Source organism: Nitrosovibrio tenuis (assembly GCF_900109785.1).
GTDB classification, from domain to species: domain Bacteria; phylum Pseudomonadota; class Gammaproteobacteria; order Burkholderiales; family Nitrosomonadaceae; genus Nitrosospira; species Nitrosospira tenuis_A.
The window spans coordinates 1-22308 of the sequence record NZ_FOBH01000019.1 but is presented as its reverse complement, the minus strand read 5'-3'; the positions used below and the strand labels follow the sequence as shown (position 1 = coordinate 22308).

The following is a 22308-nucleotide window of genomic DNA, read 5'->3' as shown; positions in this document are numbered from 1 at the left end:
TATTGCAGCAATGTTTGAATTCTTAGAGATGCCCTAAAGAGCGAAGGCCCGGCAACTATACAGCTTTACAATTTTCCTGTCCATGCCGATTGTCTTCCGTTGCGTGAAGCCGTAAAGGAGGGGACGCGGCAATTTACAAAGATTTATATAGCCTGCTGTCATTACCGTATTGCTTGCTCAAGAGATTCGAACAAGTGCCGGGTAGCGGTTGAGTCGTCAGCTCTGCTACCAACTTAGCTGTCAGTAAGTCATCCGAAAAAATTGCCTGTATCTATAAAGTTCACCAACCAAGAAGAGTGCCAATGACATATGCGGACGGGTTGCAGAGCGTGCAAAAGCTCATCTGATCCTCACCAGGTTGCGCATACTCTGTTTCCTTTTTGGAGATGGTTTGTTATACAATCAGCGACTATATTGTTTACGCAACAATGCTGGACGTATGATTAATTTACGGATTAGATACCGGAGATAGTATGAAGAAAACGTTTGAGCGGGCGCTGAATCTGGTATGGATTTCGCTCGTAGCACTGGTCGCGCTGCCAGCCCATGCACAACTGATGCTGGCTCATGAAGGTCATCATTCAGGGGACTGCGCCATTAAAAGCGGAGCTTTTCCCGTAGCATTCAGCGCTTATGAAAAGCCAAAGGGAAATCTTCCGCCCATGCACGCGTTTTGCGATCACGTTCCGGAAGGAGCCGGTGAGTTGCATCTCACGGTCGACTTGACGGACCCAGATTCTCGCGAGATCCCGATCGCGGTTCGTCTGGTGATGGAAGGACATGGAGAGGGTGGACATGAGATCCTCTCGCTGCCAGCCAAAGCATACCCATCTGGCAGCATTACATTTGAGGCAAGTTTTGACGACCTTGGGCAGTACGCATTGCTGCTCGACACTGAAAAAAATGGGAAGATGACCACAGCGGTGCGAATTCCCATACACGTCGGGGGAGGCGGGGGACACGGTAGCCATGGTTCGGGCTTTGGCGTGACTGAGATTGCGCTGTTGCTGGCAGTGGGGGGTATTGCAGGCTTTTTCCTGATGCGCCGCCGAGCCAGCGCAAAAGCATCCTGAACAACATTACTTGAGGGTAACGAGCTTCAGAACCTCTGGACACGGCCTCGAATTTACAGAGGCCGTGTCCAGAGGTTTTTTATTGAATGACTTCGCGCAGCTCGGCAAAAATTTCGCCAACATAATCCATTTGCTCACCGCTATGCACCGCGCTGACGCTACACCGTACCAATGATTTACCTTCAGGAGCGGCCGGCGGCAAGATTAAATTGACGTAGATGCCGTGATCGAGCAGACCCTTCCATAGCGCCAGGGCTTGCTGCGGACTATCAAGTATGGTTGCGATAACGGGGCTAACTTCCGGTCCGAGCTGATAGCCGAGTTCAGAAAGCCGTGAATAGAGCTGGTGTGCATTTTTCCAAAGCTGGCGCCTTAACTCGGTACCAGCCTGCAGTAACTTAAGTGCGGCTCGGGTTGATGCGATAGTGGCTGGCGTGGGGGAGGCCGTGAATATATAAGGACGGCTGATATAGCGTAACTGATCAAGTTGCGAGTGATTGCTTACGCAATAACCTCCAATACCGCCTAGGCTTTTACTGAAAGTGCCCGTAATGAAATCAACCTCGTCAATGAGTCCCGTTTCTTCCACCAGGCCTTGACCTGTCTCACCCAGGACGCCAAGCGAATGTGCCTCATCTAGAAGAACGGTACTGTTATAGGTATTTTTTAAGCTGACGATGTCTGCCAGGGGCGCACGATCACCGAGCATACTGTAAATACCTTCGACGATGATAAGGGTAGAACGCGAGCGCTCTCCCAGGCGCCTGAGACGCTTTTCCAGGTCGGCCATATCGTTGTGCCGGAATCTGATAATCTCGGCTCCGCTCAAACGGCATCCATCATAGATGCTTGCATGAGAGTCACCATCAATCATAACGACATCGCCAGCCCCCGCCAGACCAGAGATTGTGGCGAGATTTGCTTGGTATCCGGTAGTAAAAACAACGCAGGAATTGCAACAGTAAAAATCCGCAAATTCCTGCTCAAGAGCCCGATGTCCGGCATAACTGCCATTAGCCATGCGCGACCCGGTCGTGCCCGTGCCCTCATTATCAATCGCATCATGTGCCGCCTGTATGCATGCAGGTGAAAAGGTGAGGCCGAGATAATTATTCGTGCCCAGGAATAAAATGCGACGATCATCGATCTTTGCCTCTGTAGAAGAATAAACCTCTTCTATGGGTATGCCAAAAACATCAATACCTTCGGGCAAAAGGGCTTTTCTTGCCGCCGCGACGGCATCCAGCTTATCTAACAAGCTCATTGTTCGGTATATTTTATCCGGTGAATTAAATTTGCAAGCTCATGAACAGTCTGAACATCCGCCAAGGCATTGAGCGGTACGGAAATATCAAACTCATCCTCAATTTCCATAATCAGGTTTAATAATTTGACAGAGTCAATAGCGAGCTGATTGATGAGATCGGTCTCCGGCGTGATTTCGACATTCGGTTCACAAAATTTCTTGAGGTGATGGCAAAGTCTTTGCAGGATTTCAGTGTAATCGCTCGCCATGTGGGTCAGCTCGAATTGGAAAATCGTTAAATTATATTGCCTGAGGTAAGGCGTCGCGCAGCCGTATGTGGGGTTGCCAGTCCGGAAGCGCACGAGTTAAAGGTGTTATATCACACACCCAGTTGATATGTTGCAGTTCCCTGACTTTCCCGGGAGTCAACATCGGCGGATAGCGCAGCAATCGGGCTGACAGCAAATTAATGTTAGCGATCAGCGAAACGAGTGGCGAGGGCAAGAAAAGGCAGCGAACCGGCCGTTTCCAGACATCTCGCGCGATGGCTGCAACGGATGCGCTGTCATAACCTCCTGGCGTACCGTCATCAAGCTCATAAACGCCTCGAACGGGAGTATTAGTGGAAAGCCAACACAATACAGCTGCTACCAGATCACTCACATGCAACAGGCCAAAGCGCATTGCGGGTTGCCCCACCATCGGCAATATGCCGCGCCGGGTTGCTCTGAAGAGCGGACTCATCTCTTTATCACCCGGACCATACACCGCGGTGGGCCTGAATATTGCGCACGGCAGGGCATCCGAGTGGTCAACGACCAACTGCTCCGCCATCCGCTTACTGGTCGCATACCAGGAAAGTTCCGGTTCCCTCGCAGCCAAGGAAGATATAAGGAGAAAACGAGGCGGCGAATCTTGCTGTATCGAAGTGCTCACAAGATTCCGCGTACCCGCTACATTGGTATGAACGAAGTCCTGGAGGGAGTTACCGCGGACTTGCCCTGCGCAGTGTACAACTGCTGAAACATCTTTGACTAGAGCTCGCAACGCGTCCAGATCATCCAGATCACCTTTGACCCATTGCGTAGACTCATTGTCGGTCTGGTGACGCCTGGTCAAGGCCCTGACCTTCCAACCTTCCTTGATCAGGGACTGTAACAGTATACGACCAATAAAACCAGTGGCACCGGTCACTGCCACCAATTGACCTGACATATGCCGGTTATATATCTCCGGACTCGGCTGATAACTGGTCTGTCAATTTAGTCCGCTGTATAAAACCCTGGCGGGCGGCAAAGCGCGAGAGCTTGCCGGAGGAAGTTCGAGGCAGGGTATGCGGCGGAACCAGTTCAACCAAACAGTTAACGCCAAACGCCATATATACGAGTCTCTGCAGCCGGCTGGTGAGAGCTTGTCGGTCTGTTGTTGAGGTCAGGCGGCATTCAATGACCAGAACGATCGTTGTAACATCATTAGTATCCGTTATGCCAAACGCGGATGCTTCCCGGGTTCTTACCTCGGGCTGTTGCTCTGCAAGTTCTTCTATATCCTGCGCGCGTATATTCCGTCCGTTGACAATAATTACGTCTGTACGGCGGCCGGTGACATATAGATCTCCTTCGAAAACGAAGCCAAGATCACCGGTATCTAGCCAGTTACCGGGTTGCAATGTCTTTTGGGTATCTTGCGGATTATTAAAATAACCCGTCATAATACTACTTCCATGCACCAGTACACTGCCGACTCTCAAATCGCTCAGCTCCTGCCCGGCATCATCAACAACCTTGACCGTATGTTCCGGTAAAGGACGTCCGCAGTTTACAAATTCGCTATATTTTCTACCTTCAGCTTGCAGCCTGATTGCCAGCTTTCGGTCAACCAATGTGCTGGCATCAACCCGCAAACTTTGAAAACCCTGACCAACCTGGGAGAACGTAACGGCAAGTGTCGACTCCGCCAGTCCGTAGCAAGGTAGAAAGGCCCGGGCATCGAAACCCGCCGGCGCAAATTTCTCTGCAAAATTTCTTAAGGTATCCGGCCGTATCATTTCGGCGCCAACACCTGCTGCACGCCAACTGCTAAGATCAAGATCTTCCAGATCCGAATCACGAACCCGAAGCGTGCAGAGTTTGAGGCCGAACGGTTGGCTAAATGCGACCGTGGCGCGATTCCGGCTAATAAGCCGTAACCATTGCAGGGGTCTGATTGCGAAATCACGCGTGGCGAGATAATCGACGGAAACCTGCGCCACCATGGGCGCCATCACCATACCGACCAACCCCATATCATGATAGAAGGGAAGCCAGGATGCGCAGCGATCACCTGCGTGTATCTCCAAACCGTTGCGAACTATTCCTCTCAGATTGCTCATCAATGCCCGTTCGGTAATAATCACTCCGCGCGGGATACGGGTGCTGCCCGAGGTAAATTGAAGATATGCGATTTCGTCGGGATCATTTGCATTAAGTGCAATGTCTGGAGCGGAAAGTTTTCCAAGCTGCTCCGGGGTGCCGACCCATCGTAAACCTTGCGACCCCTCAGCAGCTTCCTGAAGAAAGGCAATATAGTCCGTATTGGCCAAGGCAGCGCTTGCCTGTCCGCCCTCCAGCATTCCCCGAAGCTGTTGAACGTACACGGCATGACTGCCAAGGTTGACCGGAACGGGCATCGCAAAAGGAACCAATCCAGCATAGCGGCAGGCAAAGAACAATTCCACGAATTCAGGGGTTGTGTCGGCGACAATGGCTACGCGATCACCACTTACCAGGCCCAGACTCAGCAAACGCTGCGCTGAAGTACGAGCATTGAGTCTTAATGCCCTGTAGGGAAGGACCGACCGCAAATTACCCTTCGCGTCGTAAAAATTATACCCGGCAGCTCCGGCCGCCGCATATTCCAGAGCAGCGGTCAAGGTGTCGAAGTCAGCTAATCTCTGAGCTTGAGTGTTGTAAGTAGGTGTTGGGATTATTGCTACCGGCGACTCGCTTGATAATCGAGGATCAAACGCTTGCATTAGCGGAGCGTTCAACTTCGCTATGGTTGAACTCAAGGTCTTCCCCTCCAAATTAACGGTACTAGTCATCTTTTTATAATGTAAAGGGTTCCAGTCGGATATACATTAGTTCTGTAGTTAATCTGTTCACCGCTTGGCCGAAAATGCCTGGCTTTAAAATCTGAATCTTAACCAAATCCCGAGAACGCAACCACGCGATAACCGACAAATAATCGTGTTAATTTAGTTAATTAATGAGCTTATATTATAGTAGCTTTCACTGCCAACGCAATATCAGGATTCACTCAAACCACGTTCAAACCGTGTATTAGAGCCCGTTTTCCACAATATAATATGCTAAAAAGATAACCCGCGATTAGTAGCTGGAGCTTGCAGGACCGATAGGTTCCATTCTGTACGAGTTGACTGCCAATATAAAGAAATTTTGGAGAGTGGAAAGGAAATGTGTCGCTTTTTTGCAACAAAGTGCTGAGCTACTTTTTACTCGAAAACTGAACCTGGATGTGGCCAGGTCGAACACAGGAATAACCCGTAAGAAAACTATGAACGATAATCCGGGGGAAGAATCATGCAGGGATTAGTAAACAATAAAAACGTACGGGAGAACGAGCTGAAGCAATTCCGCAAAATTGAAACTTACAGCCGGGCCGGCGTCAGAATGGGGATTGATTGGAGAGCTCTAAACAGGTCCTGCCAATCCACAGTGGAGCCTGGTTGCTCCTGGTTGCTAATGGTCCATCAGCTCATCGGCGACACGCCGCATACACGTGGCTGTATTGGCGGTTAAGCTTCGACCCACGCTTTGGCGTCGTCGTAATTATTAAAAACCCGGATGTCGGCGTCAACAAAAAGGTTCGACACCCACACTCCCCAAATTTGCCATTGGTCATCGGTGATTATCGCGATCCGGTTGAATTCGCTCCCGTGTTTCCGAATGAATTGGATGTCTTCCCATGCGACATCCACCGTATAGCTCAGCATATCCCGCCAATCGAATAATACATTGACCGGGCCATTGACATGGGATTTGTAGAGCACCTGCTCTTCGAATTCCTTATAGTCGGCCAAGGTAAATTCTCCGAAAACGGCAACATTGATTAAATCACCGGCCGCCTCAATGGAAATCATTGGGTTAACCTCAGCAAGTCGGACACTCCTTATAAGCAATTACTCTGGCAAATCGGCAATCGAATAATCCCAGCGTTTGCCAGAAAGAGCATCCCAGAGGTTCCAGGATGCCCTGGGGGCGGGAACCGCGGACGCAACGACGGCTTCGTGAGACCTCGTTTGGATGCAGCCTAAATGTGCGGATCAATTTCTCGCCGGAGAAATTTATGGAAGTGTGCCATTCCATCCTCCATTGGGGATTGGTATGGACCGACTTCATTAATACCTTGTTCATACAGAGCGCGGCGTCCGGCGGTCATCAGTCTGCAAATTTCATCATCTTCAATCGCGGTTTCATGGTAGGCAGCTTGCTCTGCCTCAATAAATTCGCGTTCGAACAACGCTATGTCTTCAGGATAATAAAATTCAACCACATTGATGCAGCGTTCAGATGCGGTCGGCAGCAACGTACTGATAATCAGCACATGAGGATACCATTCTAGCATGATGTTGGGATAATAGAGCATCCAGATCGCACCATATGCCGGCACCTTATCCCCAACCTGTTGCAATAACTGCTCGTGCCACCTGGCGTATACTGGCGTCCCGGGACGCGCAAGGCCTTGACTTAACCCAACAATTTGTACGTTATACCAGTCCCCGAATTCCCATTGCAGCTCGGCGATATTTACGAAATTACTCAAGCCGGGGTGATATGTGTTGACGTGATAGTCTTCAAGATACACCTCGATAAACGTTTTCCAATTGCACGCATACTGTTCAATCTGGACCCGTTCCAGCACATGGCTGGAGAAATCGAAATCCTTGAGAACGCCCAGATGAGCCAGGTCGCGCGCGACATTTCGCTTGCCTTCAAATAGCAGTCCGTTCCAGTTTTGAAGTGGCGTACTGCCCAGATTCAGGCAAGGATTTTCCGGAAAATGGGGGGCGCCCAACAGTGTGCCATTCAGGTCATATGTCCAGCTGTGTATGGGGCATACAATATTACGCGCGTTCCCGCGACCCTTAAGCAGCAGGGATTGTCGGTGGCGACAGACATTGGATAACAGTTCTATGCCTTTGTTGTTGTGCACCAGTACCTTGGCGCCGTTCATCCATTCCGGCACATAGTAGTCACCTACGTTTGGAAGCATCATTTGGTGGCCGACGTAACCGGGCCCCCGGTCGAACAACAAGCGCTTTTCCAAATCAAGAATGCGGGGATTGAGATACCAGTCGACCGGCAGCTGTGTTGGCGCCAGTTGAGAAACATCAAAAAGATTCGACATATTGGGTACTTTAACCTTTCGAGCCAATAAACAGTTAACGTATTAATGCCTTGGAGAACGGAAGAAGCGAGATAGAGAGGACGTATCTTTTCTGGAACGCTTATAATCTCGACTAAGAGGACTTCCGTTGAGGAAAGTTTCGTGGATTTAATTGACCTGAACCTGCTTATTGCGTTATTTTTGCAGTTTCCCATCAATGCGTGATCTTTGCCACTGCGTCTATCATGACAAAGCCTGCTGAACCCGTCAAATTTTCTCAGCCGGAAAGTTTTGAAGACGCCCTGACTGAGTTGGAAAGTATTGTGTTAGAAATGGAAGCGGGCCAAATGACGCTCGAGATGTCGCTATTAGCTCACAAACGGGGTACGGAGTTGCTACAATATTGCCAGGTTATGCTACAGGATGCGCAACAACAAGTGCGTCTTCTAGAGGCAGACGCACTGAAAAATTTCTCCCCCTCCGGTATTGATGATCGCTGATTTCAAGGATTGGGCAAGAAGCCGCCAGGTACGCATAGAAACTTCCCTGCAGACCCTGCTTCCCTCCACAAACGTCGCCCCGGAGCGCCTGCATGACGCGATGCGCTATTGCGTTCTAGGTGGGGGAAAGCGTGTGCGTCCATTGCTTGCGTTTGCAGCGGGGGATCTGAGCAATGCTGACGAAGAGCGAGTGACCATTGCTGCCGCGGCGGTCGAACTGATACATGCCTATTCCCTTGTCCATGATGATCTCCCTTGCATGGACAACGATGTGCTACGGCGAGGGAAGCCCACTTGTCATGTGGAATACGATGAGGCCACTGCATTGCTGGTAGGGGACAGTTTGCAAAGCCTGGCATTCCAGTTGATGGCCGAGTATCGCCTGGCTGACGCTCCGCAAACGCAGTTGGACATGATCAAGCGGTTGGCGCAGGCCGCAGGCTCGCGCGGGATGGCGGGGGGGCAGGCGATCGACTTGTCCAGTGTCGGCAAGATGCTGAGTTTACCCGAGCTGGAATTCATGCATATTCACAAGACCGGTGCCCTTATTCGAGCTGCGGTAATGCTTGGCGCCTGTTGTGGCAATAGCTTGAACGAGAACCAGTTGACGAGCCTGGATCATTTTGCGAAATGCATAGGGCTCGCGTTTCAGGTGGTGGATGACGTACTTGACGCGGAGGCTACCACCGCGACATTGGGTAAAACGGCGGGTAAGGACGCCGATAATAACAAACCCACGTACGTGAGTATCCTCGGGGGCGGTCGCGCGCGTGAACTGGCCGAAGAGTTGAGGCGTGACGCATATCAGTCACTGGAAGGTTTCGGCCCAATGGCAGCGCGATTGCGGCAGGTAACAGACTTCATCATCCAGCGGGAGTTTTAAGCTGGCGCTCATCATAATAGAGAATATTTAATTCAAGGTTTAAATGTATTCACTGCTTGATACCATCACTACGCCTTCCAAGTTGCGGCTATTGGAACGCAAGATGCTGCCTCAACTCGCCGACGAGTTGCGGCAGTTTCTGGTTGAGTCGGTAGCGAAAACAGGCGGGCATTTGTCGTCCAATCTGGGCACGGTTGAATTGACGATCGCCTTGCATTACGTTTTTAACACGCCGCACGATCGTTTGGTATGGGATGTGGGACACCAGACTTACGCCCACAAAGTTCTTACCGGCCGCCGCGAAGGCATGGGCAAATTGCGCATGCAGGGTGGTATCGCGGGCTTTCCACGACGCGACGAAAGTGAGTATGACGCTTTTGGTACCGCGCATTCCAGCACTTCCATCAGTGCTGCGCTGGGTATGGCAGTGGCATCGCAGCGGGAGGGAAGGGATCGATGTGCAATAGCCGTGATCGGCGATGGTGCCATGAGTGCGGGGATGGCATTCGAAGCCTTGAACAATGCCGGGGCCATGAACACGAATTTGCTGGTGATCCTGAACGATAATGACATGTCCATTTCCCGGCCGGTCGGGGCGCTCAACAATTATCTCGCCAGACTTATGTCCGGACAATTTTATGCAACCGCGCGCCGTGCGGGCGAGAAAATGCTGGGCGTGGTCCCGCCTGTGCTGGAGCTCGCCAAGCGTGCTGAAGAGCACGTCAAAGGCATGGTGACACCGAGCACTTTGTTTGAAGAATTCGGTTTCAATTATATTGGCCCCATTGATGGTCATGATCTTGATGTGCTGGTGAGCACGCTTCACAACATCAAGCACCTTCGCGGCCCACAGTTTCTCCATGTGGTAACGCGAAAAGGTGCGGGCTACAAGGCGGCGGAGGATGACCCGATTCTTTATCATGGCGTCACAAAGTTTAATCCAGCCGCCGGTATTGTTCCGAAGGCAGCGGGAAAGCCGCCTTACACGCAAATTTTTGGAGATTGGCTGTGCGATATGGCGGCGTTGGATCAACGTCTTGTCGGCATTACACCGGCGATGCGTGAAGGCTCTGGCCTTGTGAGATTTTCTCAGGAATATCCTGATCGTTATTTTGATGTGGGAATCGCCGAACAGCACGCCGTTACATTCGCCGCAGGGCTGGCCTGCGATGGGATGAAACCGGTAGTAGCCATTTATTCAACCTTCCTGCAACGTGCTTACGATCAACTGATTCACGACGTCGCCATTCAAAACTTGCCGGTAGTATTCGCCATCGATCGGGCTGGATTGGTCGGAGCAGATGGGCCCACTCATGCTGGGAGCTTTGATTTGACCTATCTGCGCTGTATCCCCAACATGACCGTAATGTCTCCTGCGGATGAGAATGAGTGCCGCCAGATGCTCTACACCGCATTTCAAATGGACACGCCCACAGCGGTACGCTATCCGCGAGGCGCCGGAGAAGGCATTGTCCCGGATAAGCAAATGCAAATGCTACCGGTCGGACGCGGTGAAATCCGGCGCAATGGCGCAAAAGTTGCATTGCTGGCGTTCGGCAGTATGCTCAAACCCTGCCTTGAAGCAGGAGCTGAATTAAATGCAACCGTTTGCAATATGCGCTTTATCAAGCCGCTGGACGACGAGCTGGTCGCATCTTTGGCATCAAATCACGAGTTATTGGTAACGGTGGAAGAAAATACCATAATGGGCGGGGCGGGGAGCGCAGTCCTGGAATCTCTGGCAAGCGCAGGCATTAGCATTCCGGTACTTCAACTAGGTCTGCCTGACATTTTTATAGACCAGGGTGATCCCTCGCAAATGCTGGTTGACTGCGGGTTGGATAAGGCAGGCATCATCAGGTCGGTCAGAGCAAGGCTCGACGAATAAAATTAACTCCTGCCCGGCATTATCCGTATGCCGGTTCTTTTCCTTCCGGAAACCGACTCATAATGAACGAGGCCAATTCTTCCATTGCGGATGTTCAAAGTGTACTGGACACAAGGAGCATCGCGATCAACAGGGCAGGTATCCGGGCTATTCGCCATCCGGTGAGAATAGCGGACAGAAGTGATGAGATACAGCATACGATAGCCACCTTCAATATGCATGTACATTTATCTCATCAATTCAAGGGCGTCCACATGTCGCGGTTTGTGGAAATACTGAATAGCCACAAACAGGAATTATCCGTCCAATCTTTCGAGCGCATGGTGAGAGCCATGGTAAATAAACTCGAAACGGAGTCGGGCGATATCGAAATGACCTTTCCCTACTTTGTCCGTAAGGCGGCGCCCATTTCCCACGTAGAGAGCCTGCTGGATTATGAGGTAACGTTTATCGGGCAAATCAGGAACGGAAGCTATAAATTCTTCATGAAAGTGGTTGTGCCGGTGACCAGCCTATGCCCGTGCTCGAAGCAGATTTCCGCCTATGGCGCACATAACCAGCGTTCACATATGTCAATATCGATTCATACCAATAGTTTTATATGGATCGAGGATCTGATCCGCATGGCGGAAGATCAGGCATCATGCGAGCTTTATAGTCTGCTGAAACGCTCTGATGAGAAATACGTCACGGAAAAGGCCTATGACAATCCCAAGTTCGTCGAAGACGTGGTACGCGATGTGGCAGCCATATTGAATCAGGATGTGCGTATCGACGCGTATGTGGTGGAATCCGAAAATTTCGAATCCATCCACAACCATTCTGCTTACGCGCTGATCGAGCGCAACAAAGTTGAAGAGCTGAGCTAAGCAGGAATTGTGAGCAATGTCCCGACGTGCATCGCGCACAAGCCGCGTGGCAAATAGTTATAGATCCCAAAATTGACCTTGATTGATGGAAAGGTATATTATTGCCGTTTCCGGGGTGTAGCGTAGCCTGGTAGCGCGCCTGGTTTGGGACCAGGATGTCGGGAGTTCAAATCTCTCCACCCCGACCATTCATTGCTAATCCGAGGCGAATCCGATTTGAGTGGTGCCCGTAGCTCAACCGGATAGAGCACCAGCCTTCTAAGCTGGGGGTTACAGGTTCGATTCCTGTCGGGCACGCCATAGCTATCTCTTCAGCGAGTGCCCGAGCTTTAAACGATGTAGTACTTTTCCCAATGGTGGCTGTAGCTCAGTGGTAGAGTCCCGGATTGTGATTCCGGTTGTCGTGGGTTCGATCCCCATCAGCCACCCCAAGTACTCTTTTTCCCTGCATTCTCTCTGGGCCTACATGGCTGAGCGCCTGGTTATTCCGAAGGGGACGAATCCCTGGAGAGGGTTTACCATTCAGAGGGGTTCTACGGAAGCCTGCCACAGCGTCTGGCTACGCTTAAAGACGCAGGGGAAGTGGCTTTGAGAAACCGAACCGCGTCTTACCCTCGCCCTAGCGGTGAAGCACCCCTGGCCAATCAGCTACTTAAATGTAAAGGAGAGATGGTGGATGTCCGGCTAAAAATATAAGCAGCGGCCTGGTAGGATTCTTCGATATTTTGGGCTATCAGAATCTGTTAGAACGGAACGAGCCGGAGGTAATAGCGGACCAAGTACTGCCGATACTTAGAGAGATTAAGACTAGTGGAAAGGATGAACTTCAGAAGCGTTTCAAGCTGGGCAAATATCCAGAAAAGGAACATAAGATGGAAGCGATAATTGCCTCAGTGGAATGGTTAGTTTTTTCAGATACTATCTTATTTCCCTGCCTTTTGACGAGAGCAATTCCTCATCACATTACTTTTATTGGTACGCATTTCTTTCAGCAGCACGAACTCTCCAGATAAAACTATTCGAAGCAGGATTGCCAGTACGCGGGGCCATAGACTATGGAAAATTCCTTGTCGAAGATACCGTTTTTGCAGGCCGATGTATTGTAAAAGCGTATCAATTAAGCAATAAGATTGAAATGGCAGCTTGTGTACTGTCAAATGATGCATTTAACAACTTCGAAAATAACGATGATGAACATAATAGGAAGGTAGTCGCCAAAACATTCGTTGAATACCTGGTCCCCACGAAGGAGGGCGATCAACACATGCAGACGGTAATTGCCCGACCCCCTTCCGCCACTAAGCATTCAGTAATTCATAGAGCAGTAATGCGTGCCTTTTGGGGAAACGGGAAAGACATATCGCAAAGCGTTCGACCAAAAATAGAGAACACCAAACAGTGGCTGCAATATCTTGCTGAAGGAACTTGAAAGCATCTCCTGTAAAGCAGGTTCGAATGTGCGTTGTGACGGCCTTGGCGCATATCCTGCTATCCATAACAAGGCTGAGGGCCTTCGTTGGTTCGGTGAAAATTAAATTGCCATTGACATTTACTTCACAAAAAAAGCTTGGCAATGGGCCATCCCACTCCGGGCAAATATTCCCCTCGGCATGATGCTTTTTAGGATATTTGCTTTCTCCGGCGTGCAATAAAGCCAACCAGACCAAGCCCTGCCAACAGCATAGCGTAAGTTTCAGGCTCTGGAACAGGGCTTGTCGTAAAACTGGTTAATTGACCACTTAGCGTGAAATTATCATTCAAGCCAGGACCAGAAAATGCAAGCTCGAAAAGCGTTGTTTCCACTTCGCTTGAAGTCACAAAAGAATTTGAATCTGGAAGCAGCACGCTATCCACCAGACTTCTGTTCACGTTGGAAATAAGGTTAAGCCCTAGCCCATGCACATTAATGTCACCAAAGCTGGGAGTCGAGAGAAGGGGAGAAAAGTTACTGTGACTGTCCGTATAACCAATTGATAGACTAACGGCATCGCGATTGAAAAAATTAACCCTATTCCCATTTTCTAATATAAAGAAATTGGAATCGTTTACTGCCTGTACCAGATTTCCGGTGGGAGTGAAAGCCAGACCGATAGCAGCACATCCTTCACGATTACCACAAAATCCTCCGGATGGGTTCGTGTTGTAGCCAATACTACTCGTCGCTGCGTTGACTGCAATATCATGAATATCGGCGGCTACCGTTGAGGCTCCAATGGTGGCCGTCGCCCCTGTTATCGCATTTGTATAGCCGGCACTCCGGTTATTGATATTAAAAACAGGAGTGTTGCTTTCATAAGTAAATGTTCCAGTCAGCGTCGCGGTTCCCGTGGAGCCAATTCCGGGTCCGAACAACTCATTGATCAGTGTGCCTGCATTCTGACCTCCTACTCCTACGGTAGCCGACGGGTTGAACCCAATAGTTGCGGAATAAGAGACTGCAACGGGTGCAGCATGGGTCGAAAGTGGTATAGCAACTGCTAGCAAAGCGGCAAGGAGTTCTTTATTCATTATTTTCTCTCTAGTTAGAGGTTAAGTAGTGGTTTTCATAGTAGCAGCAACTAGTCCCAGCTCAGCCTGTAATCCAGTCTAAATCAACGCAATAGTTCTCAGTAGCCGAAGTGCATTTTCATATGACAAAATACTAATTACAATAGACCGATTGGTCTATTCATTCTGAAGTCCACTAGCTTTGCTCATTACAAAGCAAGACACCGCGAAATTCGAAAACCGCACCGTATCTACACGAATATCTGTGCCAGCATCGAAAAGATCGGAAGGTTGATCGAGGATCCGCGCGTCCGCGGTGTGACCGTGACCGGCAGTGCGCCTGCGGGCGCAGCGGTCGCCGAACGTGCGGGTTGCAACCTCAAGAAGTCAGTGATGGAGATGGGCGGCCAACTGGTCCGTGTATTACCGGACTGGATTCTCGCGCGCGCCAAACTGCATGCCATCAGCCTTGCCGGCCGCGAAGCGCCCGTCCGCGTGCGTGTGTCCCGGGGATTCATTTTCGAGCGACTGGCCGCATGTCCGCAGTGGGCTGATGGATCTCCTGCCCGAAGGCTCTCGTTGAATCCGGGACCTGCTCGGCCCGCCGCCAGCGCGCCGGTGTCATGCCCATGCGCTGCTTGAACACCCGCTGAAATGCCGCCTCGGACTGATAGCCGACGGCTTCCGCGACAGCGGCGGTGGATGCCGAGGACTTCTTGAGCTCGTTGGCCGCCAGTGTCATGCGGATGTCAGTCAGCAGGTCGCTGGCTGACTTGCCCAGCTTTTCTTGGAAGTGCCGTGCCAGGGTCGCGCGGGACATGTTGCATAGCTTGGCCAGTTCCGGCAGTGACCACGGCCGCGCCGGCTCGCGAAACAGCACAGCCAAGGCTGGTGCCAGGCGCGGATATCCTGCTAGCGCCAGCAAGCCTTGCGGAGCTTCGCCCGCCTCGCTGGACAGACGCACGATCAGAGTGAACATCGCGGTGGAGAGGGCATTCAGCATCGCCCGCCCGCCCAGATTGTCCGCCGCCGATTCGATCCGCATCAGCGAGACCAGCCCGGCGAGCCGCGCTCCGTTGCCCGCCTGCGCAGTCGAGGCGTCACCTGAGGCGCTGCGCCCGGCTGTCTGCACCACCAGCACGCGCGGCAGATAACTCTGCAGCAGGTGGTGATGCTGAGCGGCGAAGGCGAAGTGGCCACACAGCAGATCGAAGCGCTCGCCGGTACCGGCGTTTTCACTGAAGGTCACATTAAGCGCGTCGCGATTGTGCGCGGGATTGGGCGCGGCCCCTGCGCCGTCATGCAGCACGTGGAAATCGCCGTGCGGCAGCAGCAGGATGTCCCCTGGCAGCAAGCGCCGTTGCCCACTGCCCGGAGCCTCCAGTATGGCCGTCCCGGCGACGACGGCATGGTATGGCATCTCTCCCGTCGCGGCCGGGCCTTGCTCGATGCGCCATGGCGCACCGTATAAACAACGCAGGTCCACCCGACCCTGCACAGGGATCAGTTCGAACAGGCGGCTGAGCCAATCCATGGATGTTTCGTGGTTGGTGGCGTGATGAGACGGACGAGCACATCCGTGCGCAGGCCAGGCGTTACCAGGTTTGGCTCTTGCTCGTAAAGTGAAGCTGGCTCAGTCAGCATTGGCGGGACTGAAAATGTCAGGCTCCTTCTCCAACCTTCGGATGAAATGCTTCGCGACAATTGCCTTGTCGTTGACCCTGTTGCTGGGCTGCGCGCTGAGTGATCCGCACATTTCACTGCCGCCGTGCCCGAGTGGGCCTGTGACCGGCACCTCCCGCTTGAAAGAGACCACAACGGTCGGCGTCCTCCCTGCCGCTGTAACGGCGTAAAACGCACAAACGCCCCCCTGCCTCCCTCGGCCCGCCTGCTCTTCGCCAAGTGGGAAATCTCCGCATTGCTTCTCGGCTTCGATGGCTCCAGGGGGCTTTTGTTCCGCAATGCATCGCGCAATCAAGCATGAGACGAATAAGCATGACATTGAGGATATTCAATATTCAATCGTATCACATACAAGTCTAGAGTGATACCGTGGTTTCAACCCGTTTCTCTCAACCAAAGGAGCATCGCCATGTCCCGCATCAACACTCCCCCCGTTGCATCCGCCACCGGCACCGCTGCCGAGGTCTTTGCCGAGATCAAGAAGGCTGCCGGCAAGGTGCCCAATACCTTTGCCGCGATCGGCGCGCTGAACGCTGAAGCGCTCAAGGCGGTGCTTGCCGCCGACAGCGTGCTGGCCGCCGGCAGTCTTAGCGCTGAGGACCGCGAGACCATCAAGCTTGTGGTCAGCGAGGTGGCTGGCTGCGATTACTGCGTCGCCGCGCACAGCCTGCTAGGCAAGATGACTGGCCTGAAGCCGGAGGCGCTGAAACAGATCCGCGCCGGCCAGCCCACTGGCGACGCCAAGCGCGATGCGCTGGTGCGTTTCGTCCGTGAGCTGCAGCAGACCAGCGGCACGATCAGCGACGCGTCATACGCCGCGATCCGCGCTGCCGGATACACCGAGGCGCAGCTGGTGGACATCGCCCTGGCCATCACCACCATGGTGTTCACCAACGTCTTCAACCGCATCAACGACACCGCGCTCGACTTCCCGCGTGTCGTCTAAGCCCCCCGGCCCGCGGCGGGTGAGCACGCAAGGCTCCCTCGCCCGGCACCCTCTCAGGAGAATACCATGAATAATCTTGTGAATCTTTTCAGCCGGTCCGCTCTGCTCAAGAAGGATCTGGACTATCACCTCGTCCGCGCTTCCATGGTCGTCATGTTCTTTTTCTTCGCCTATCAGAAGTGGTTCGAGTACGAAGCGCAGATACTGATCCCCTACATAAGCAATGGCCCGCTGATCTCCTGGATGTATCCGGTGTTCGGTATTCGTGGCGCCAGCTGGTTCCTGGGTGTGGCGGAATCGGCGATCTTCATGCTGCTGCTGGCGGGATTCTGGAATAAGAAGCTCGGGGTCCTCGGCGCCTTGGGTTCGGTCGCCACCTTCGTCTGCACCGTGACCCTCATCCCGTTCATCCCGGGCGGCTGGGAACCCTCCGCGGGCGGCTTCCCTGCGATGGTCGGCCCGGTGGCGTTCCTGATGAAGGACGTGGTGCTGCTGGCGGTGTCAGTCTACCTGCTGAAGGAAGACGTGATACGGGTCGCAGCACCCGCCGGGGGGCTGGAAACGTATCGCCGCAATCTTACTAACGTTCATAGCTCGTAGCTATTAGAGCCGCGCTAAAATCCTAAGGATGAATATGCGCAAAAATCAGTAGTGACCGAAGAAAAGCCTTCGAATAAGCCGGATGCAACAAACCAAGCGAAAAAAACGGGAAAGAAGCAATCCAAGCAAGAGTCAGAAAAGAACGCCGAGAACTACGAAGGTGCTCAGCCGCCTCAAGGCGGACGGTTAGGTCAAGGTCGTGACCATGCCAATGCTCAGCCTACTGACCATGTCCATGCTCAGTAAGTCCGGTAGTGGAGTAGATCCATTCAAGTTACTGCGGCAAAATCAGTTAAGGTGGAGCCCAATTCGCTCCATGTTTAGATCAAGCCGATCATGTGGAATCTATGCCACCCGATCAGCCGGGGTCGGAACCACCGGCTTTAGCCGGTGGTTGTTGACGTATTCCGTGCATCTTTTTTCTTTTACTTTATCGGTACCCGCACGCCACCGGGCAATCTTCCCTGCATTTAGGTGGAATCCATTGAAAATACCTTCAGCAACGAGCAATGGTGGGTACGAGTCATCGTGCCTAGACCTTAACGCATCTCCTAGGAACTCATCTTAGGCCGTCGCTCCATACATCCGATTTGAAGGTAGCTAACCGCCGTAAATTCCAGGTCTTGGCAATAAGCTAGTCGCGAAAGCATAGAGCTATGGGGCGAGCAGAACGTGCAGAACCAGAGCTATGTCAAAAGGCAACAAGTGCCCTAGAGACTGCGCGGGGGCCGGGTTGTTTCGATAATAATTTTTTCTTGATGTCCGTTAATTCTCTGCTACGTTTAATTATCGCCGCTCTTGCTGTGTTCGGGCGATATATTGATCGTCAAGCCCAAGCGTTATGATTGGCTCCCTATAGGGAGTAACGAAAGTCATTGCTAAGGAGAATAATAATGTCAAGAAATCCAACAGCATTACCCAACGGCCAAAGAATGGAAAAGGGTGTTTTGAGGAGGAGTTTCATGTCAACCGTTGGTCGGGCTAGCTCAGTTAGTTTTTGTATGCTGTATCTTATCTTGCTTGGCAGGCCATCTTACGCAGCACCGTTTACGGAGATTGCGGATGCCGGTAGCCTTCCAGCCACCGCCGAGGTGACGAGTGGCGCTGGACTTCTCACAGAAATCGCCGGAACATTGACCCCGGCGAGCGGGGACGCCCAGGACATGTATAAGATACATATAGATGGCGGCGGAACGTTTTCAGCTACTACCTTAGATGGGGTAGGTTTCGACAGCGAACTATTTCTCTTCGACGCAAGTGGGAAGGGCGTATATGCAAATGATGACGTTGAAGGTAGAGACTTCGCCCCGTCAATGCTTCCTGCCGGCCATCCACTCACACCCGTTACTGCCGGAGATTACTACCTGGCAATTACACAGTGCTGTTCCGTGCCAATCAGTTCAGGCGGGGAAATCTTTACGGTCGGAGGGCGGGATCATCGTGCCGTAAGTGGTCCGACCGGAGCTGGAGGTGATTCACCGGTTACAGGGTATTCCGGCACGTTTGTTCAGAATCCTACGGTGGGTGGGCCTTATCAGATATTTCTTACAGGCGCTCATGCGGCAGCGGTCCCGGAGCCAGAAGTCTTCGCGTTAATGCTTGCCGGGTTGGGAATGGTGAGCTTATTCACGCGTCGTCGCAAAATCGCTTAAATAAAATCAAGCCACACTTCATCTAAACATAGGGCTGGGCTTTTGCAGCACACCAAAGGACTCAGCCCTCTTCAGTAGCGGACTTTAGTCCAGTTCTCTTTCTGCGCCTGTGCCTCTTACACTACGGGAGACAATTGTTCATCCGTAGGAATCCTGTATAACACACGCATGGCGCAGGGGTGTCGTCTGCCAGCGTGCGGTTCCAGGTGAAGTCCATTAGCGTACGTACTGTCGCTCTAGACGGGGTGGCTATAAGTCGACGAAGATATTCATCTATGCTTTGCCCCTGCGCTATGCTTGCAATCGCGTTTTTCAGCACGGCTAACTTCTCAGCTTGATGGGTCCGCATTGCTATCGGAGTGGCTTGAAGTACGGTCGATATGAAATGCTCATTTTGAGGCTTTCCAATCTGGTTCGGGTTGACTCAAGCTCAAGCCATCATTCCCCGACGGAGTTCATCCATGCTCACCGCTTGACCGCGCTCTGAGCCTCCCCGCCAGTTGCGGCTCAAATATCCAAGTATTCTAGTAATTAATGTGTCCGACCTTCGTCGGATAAAATCTAAAGCAATTTTACCGAAGACTACGGTCCCTCAAATAGTAGCAAGTGCACAGCATCTGTCGAAAATCTTTCCAATTCACGTTATCCAAGCCGACCTCATCAGCGCATATGGATGAGTTTACGGCTTTTTTTATCGTGGCCTGGAAATTGCTTGAATCCCTAACGGGAGGAAACCGTGACAAAATAATTTATCACTCATTGCGTGCGCTACCCTTATTCTGCTGAGCGTTGCTGTAACTCCCATAGCAAATGCGTTAAACACGACGTTCGCCAATTCCATGCGTGATTTCAATTCTGGTTCATTGGCTTATGATGACACTCATCAGAGCCATGATAGCGGTATTGGTGAGGCAGCTAGCCCGCTCTCGCCTGAGTTCCCGGTATATGGCATGTCACCTGAAGCAAATTCTTTGGCGAATACTATTCGGGATGTGCTTGTGTGGAAATGGAAACGCCCCGCTTCCGTCGAAGGATGTAGACATCTTTTAAGTGAATAAAAATGAAAATATTGCGCGTACAAATAAAGTTACAGACAGTTGCTACGGTAGCTATTCTGGCTCTTGGGATCAGCTCACAGGCTTCGGCTTTCCCAACATTTACCGTAGACCCAAATGCTGCTTTCGGGCCAGGTCACGGTACCGGTCCATTCCAGGCAGACTTCATCATCGGTACCTCGTCTACCCACGTAGATACACCTGGCGCACTAATTGAACACGGACAAGGATGGGTCAATTTTACAACCTTCGTAAATGGTGGTAGCGCTGTGCTTGGTAGCGTTAGTGGCCTAAATAATAATTGGCAGATGTGGGCCGAATTTAAGTTTGATTTGTCGCTGACGAGTGGCACCTATGGACAACTTGGCAGTACATACACGGTCACATCCCTGCATGCAGATTTTTGGGTGGACCCCTCAATCGGCACCCCCACTGCCTTCGTTTCCGCAAATAACTTGGGCGAACTCGCAACGGTCACCCATGGTGCCGATAGCTTTAGGATTGCAACAGCAGATTTAATCGCCGGGGTTGCGGACCTTAACCTCCAAGGCGGGACTGCTTTTAACTCGGTAAGCAGTTTCAACCTCCTCAACCCCGCGGGCAACAGCTTGTTTACCGCCCCGGTCCCGTTTTACAACAGACTGTTCAACGAGTTTAACAATACCAGCCAGGGTGTTTTTAGGGATCCTGCCGGTAACTTTATAGCGATCAACCAAACGAGTGGGGGCATCGATTTCAACGCCGTCACTACTATCCCTGAACCCGAAACCTACGCGATGTTTTTAGCTGGCTTAGGTCTTTTGGGATGGCGTATGCGTGAAGCCAGAAGCTGATCAGTTATAACCCGCCTTGGCGGGTTTTTTGTTACGCTGCCGTTACCTCACGCCAACCTATTCTTTCGCCGCGCCATAAAGCCGAGCAATCCGAGCCCAGCCAGCAACATAGCGTGAGACTCAGGCTCGGACACAACCAGAGCAATGGCTTTGAATCATTTCATACCTCCGCAGGTAAAGGTAACAAGCGGTGCCCGACTTTTACCCTAGACCAAAACTTATTCCTCGCACTTTCTTACTCACCGCCCTTCCTCAGGGGCTTTTCTGGCCCTCTCGAACCCGCCGGATTGAACGTTCCACAAATAATGACGCGGCAAGCTATGGTGATATTGACGCCTTCCTGAGAGGCGCTATGGGTGCCTCACCCCCACTCGAGGCACGGCCCGGCAGAGCTCCCTACTACTCGCCGGACTTTTTCATTTTTTACTTCTACCCTTCTCCCATCCGCGCACACTCTTCCTTTGCTGCAGATCGGTTCTCTGGCGGCCCCATTTTACCCCGGTTAAACCTCCTGCCACAAAAGCCAGTACCGACATTAGCATCCATTCCATAGTTCCTCCCCATGCCGTCGAGTTTGATCATCATCCGCTGAAGTAGCGAACCACAATACATAACCCCGGTCGCTTGAAAAAATCGTTTTAAGGTTATTTTTAAATTGTGTGCGTTATCGTACAGATAAACTGCCCTGTAAAGGCAAACATCCGTTTAAAGATGATGTGAGCGCGTTTAACGGGTTTGTTTAACCGCGTTTTTTACCGCAAGTGTTTTACGCGCTTCATGCAGTCCTTGCACTCCACAGGCTAACCGCCAGTTTGATTTTCACTCAATTAAGACGACCGGTAACCATGTCTGCATCACGACTGACAAAACCTCTGCATAATTTATATCACCCCAAGCGAAACGATGGACGCGCTCGCATCATGGGTCACGCTATAGCCTTTGTTGCGTATTTACAGGCCCATTCCTATTTTTTTTCAGCTGAGTTGCCAACGCCACCATTCGGCTCGGCTGTCAACCTGGCGTACCGCTAACATCTACAGAGGTTTTTTAGGCTTCTCGCAAAGCTCAAGCTATCTAACCCATTCACTAATAATTCCATTCACGACATGGGTTTCTTCTCCTCGCTTTCTGCCGAGCATCTCCAGCGTTACTTCCGGATCATTCAGGAAGGGATAGCGGTGCGGCGTCATTTTGATCTGTTGAGA

General features: G+C 51.8%; 20 protein-coding genes, 3 tRNA genes and 1 pseudogene. 15 read left to right on the top strand and 9 right to left on the bottom strand.

The genetic code is table 11. The features are described from left to right. Positions 1-473 precede the first annotated feature (473 nt). A complete protein-coding gene (locus BMX00_RS13915) occupies positions 474-1073 on the top strand; it encodes a hypothetical protein (protein WP_090829624.1) in 600 nt (199 codons plus the stop codon). A 79-nt stretch (positions 1074-1152) separates the two neighbouring features. On the opposite strand, the gene spt is transcribed toward BMX00_RS13915, so the two are convergent. The 6 genes from spt to BMX00_RS13880 all read right to left on the bottom strand — a co-directional run bounded on the left by spt (position 1153) and on the right by BMX00_RS13880 (position 7728). Next, a complete protein-coding gene (gene spt, locus BMX00_RS13910) occupies positions 1153-2337 on the bottom strand; it encodes a serine palmitoyltransferase (RefSeq protein WP_090829623.1) in 1185 nt (394 codons plus the stop codon). Next, complete coding sequence (locus BMX00_RS13905; protein WP_090829622.1) at positions 2334-2588, bottom strand: acyl carrier protein; 255 nt, start codon at positions 2586-2588, stop codon at positions 2334-2336. The genes spt and BMX00_RS13905 overlap by 4 nt, the downstream gene beginning before the upstream one ends. A 31-nt stretch (positions 2589-2619) precedes the next feature. Further along, positions 2620-3534 (bottom strand): NAD-dependent epimerase/dehydratase family protein, encoded by a 915-nt coding sequence (locus BMX00_RS13900; protein WP_090829621.1) that lies wholly within the window; start codon positions 3532-3534, stop codon positions 2620-2622. A gap of 7 nt (positions 3535-3541) precedes the next feature. Beyond that, a complete protein-coding gene (locus BMX00_RS13895) occupies positions 3542-5368 on the bottom strand; it encodes a fatty acyl-AMP ligase (protein WP_090829620.1) in 1827 nt (608 codons plus the stop codon). A 747-nt stretch (positions 5369-6115) separates the two neighbouring features. Continuing rightward, complete coding sequence (locus BMX00_RS13885; RefSeq protein WP_090829618.1) at positions 6116-6460, bottom strand: SpoIIAA family protein; 345 nt, start codon at positions 6458-6460, stop codon at positions 6116-6118. A gap of 170 nt (positions 6461-6630) precedes the next feature. Continuing rightward, a complete protein-coding gene (locus BMX00_RS13880; protein ID WP_090829617.1) occupies positions 6631-7728 on the bottom strand; it encodes an aromatic ring-hydroxylating oxygenase subunit alpha in 1098 nt (365 codons plus the stop codon). Between the two features lie 224 nt (positions 7729-7952). Between BMX00_RS13880 and BMX00_RS13875 the strand changes: the two genes are divergently transcribed. The 8 genes from BMX00_RS13875 to BMX00_RS13840 all read left to right on the top strand — a co-directional run bounded on the left by BMX00_RS13875 (position 7953) and on the right by BMX00_RS13840 (position 13276). Then, complete coding sequence (locus BMX00_RS13875) at positions 7953-8207, top strand: exodeoxyribonuclease VII small subunit (RefSeq protein WP_090829616.1); 255 nt, start codon at positions 7953-7955, stop codon at positions 8205-8207. Next, positions 8197-9090 carry a polyprenyl synthetase family protein gene (locus tag BMX00_RS13870; RefSeq protein WP_090829615.1) on the top strand — a complete coding sequence of 298 codons (894 nt, stop codon included), beginning with the start codon at positions 8197-8199 and terminating at the stop codon, positions 9088-9090. The genes BMX00_RS13875 and BMX00_RS13870 overlap by 11 nt, the downstream gene beginning before the upstream one ends. A 43-nt stretch (positions 9091-9133) precedes the next feature. Then, positions 9134-10978 carry a 1-deoxy-D-xylulose-5-phosphate synthase gene (dxs, locus tag BMX00_RS13865; protein WP_090829614.1) on the top strand — a complete coding sequence of 615 codons (1845 nt, stop codon included), beginning with the start codon at positions 9134-9136 and terminating at the stop codon, positions 10976-10978. A gap of 62 nt (positions 10979-11040) precedes the next feature. Then, positions 11041-11847, top strand: coding sequence for a GTP cyclohydrolase FolE2 (gene folE2 / locus BMX00_RS13860; protein ID WP_090829613.1), 807 nt, complete (start codon positions 11041-11043; stop codon positions 11845-11847). Between the two features lie 111 nt (positions 11848-11958). Beyond that, positions 11959-12035 (top strand) — tRNA-Pro (locus tag BMX00_RS13855). A 35-nt stretch (positions 12036-12070) separates the two neighbouring features. After that, a tRNA-Arg gene (locus BMX00_RS13850) sits at positions 12071-12147 on the top strand. A 56-nt stretch (positions 12148-12203) separates the two neighbouring features. Beyond that, positions 12204-12278: transfer RNA gene (locus BMX00_RS13845), tRNA-His, on the top strand. Positions 12279-12745: 467 nt separating this feature from the next. Next, positions 12746-13276, top strand: a complete 531-nt coding sequence (locus BMX00_RS13840) for a hypothetical protein (RefSeq protein WP_090829612.1) — start codon at positions 12746-12748, stop codon at positions 13274-13276. Between the two features lie 191 nt (positions 13277-13467). On the opposite strand, the gene BMX00_RS13835 is transcribed toward BMX00_RS13840, so the two are convergent. Then, a complete protein-coding gene (locus BMX00_RS13835; protein ID WP_090829611.1) occupies positions 13468-14355 on the bottom strand; it encodes an FxDxF family PEP-CTERM protein in 888 nt (295 codons plus the stop codon). A 150-nt stretch (positions 14356-14505) separates the two neighbouring features. On the opposite strand from BMX00_RS13835, the pseudogene BMX00_RS15055 reads away from it, so the two are divergent. Continuing rightward, positions 14506-14733, top strand: a pseudogene (locus BMX00_RS15055) (aldehyde dehydrogenase family protein); the annotation flags it as partial. Between the two features lie 115 nt (positions 14734-14848). Here BMX00_RS15055 and BMX00_RS13830 read toward each other — a convergent pair. Further along, positions 14849-15868, bottom strand: coding sequence for an AraC family transcriptional regulator (locus BMX00_RS13830; protein ID WP_090829610.1), 1020 nt, complete (start codon positions 15866-15868; stop codon positions 14849-14851). A 558-nt stretch (positions 15869-16426) separates the two neighbouring features. On the opposite strand from BMX00_RS13830, the gene BMX00_RS13820 reads away from it, so the two are divergent. The 5 genes from BMX00_RS13820 to pepA all read left to right on the top strand — a co-directional run bounded on the left by BMX00_RS13820 (position 16427) and on the right by pepA (position 21103). After that, the gene (locus tag BMX00_RS13820) at positions 16427-16963 is read left to right on the top strand and encodes a carboxymuconolactone decarboxylase family protein (RefSeq protein ID WP_090829608.1); all 537 of its coding nucleotides are present in this window, start codon (positions 16427-16429) and stop codon (positions 16961-16963) included. A gap of 66 nt (positions 16964-17029) precedes the next feature. Further along, positions 17030-17563: a YkgB family protein gene (locus BMX00_RS13815; RefSeq protein WP_090829607.1), complete on the top strand. Its 534-nt coding sequence runs from the start codon at positions 17030-17032 to the stop codon at positions 17561-17563. Between the two features lie 51 nt (positions 17564-17614). After that, positions 17615-17809 (top strand): hypothetical protein, encoded by a 195-nt coding sequence (locus BMX00_RS13810; protein WP_090829606.1) that lies wholly within the window; start codon positions 17615-17617, stop codon positions 17807-17809. A gap of 755 nt (positions 17810-18564) precedes the next feature. Further along, positions 18565-19215 (top strand): DVUA0089 family protein, encoded by a 651-nt coding sequence (locus tag BMX00_RS14930; protein ID WP_245728097.1) that lies wholly within the window; start codon positions 18565-18567, stop codon positions 19213-19215. A gap of 1060 nt (positions 19216-20275) precedes the next feature. Next, positions 20276-21103, top strand: coding sequence for a flocculation-associated PEP-CTERM protein PepA (gene pepA / locus BMX00_RS13800; RefSeq protein ID WP_090829604.1), 828 nt, complete (start codon positions 20276-20278; stop codon positions 21101-21103). 47 nt (positions 21104-21150) lie between these two features. Here the strand turns inward: pepA and BMX00_RS13795 are convergent, their stop codons facing one another. Next, a complete protein-coding gene (locus BMX00_RS13795) occupies positions 21151-21237 on the bottom strand; it encodes a PEP-CTERM sorting domain-containing protein (protein WP_090829603.1) in 87 nt (28 codons plus the stop codon). Between the last annotated feature and the right edge of the window lie 1071 nt (positions 21238-22308).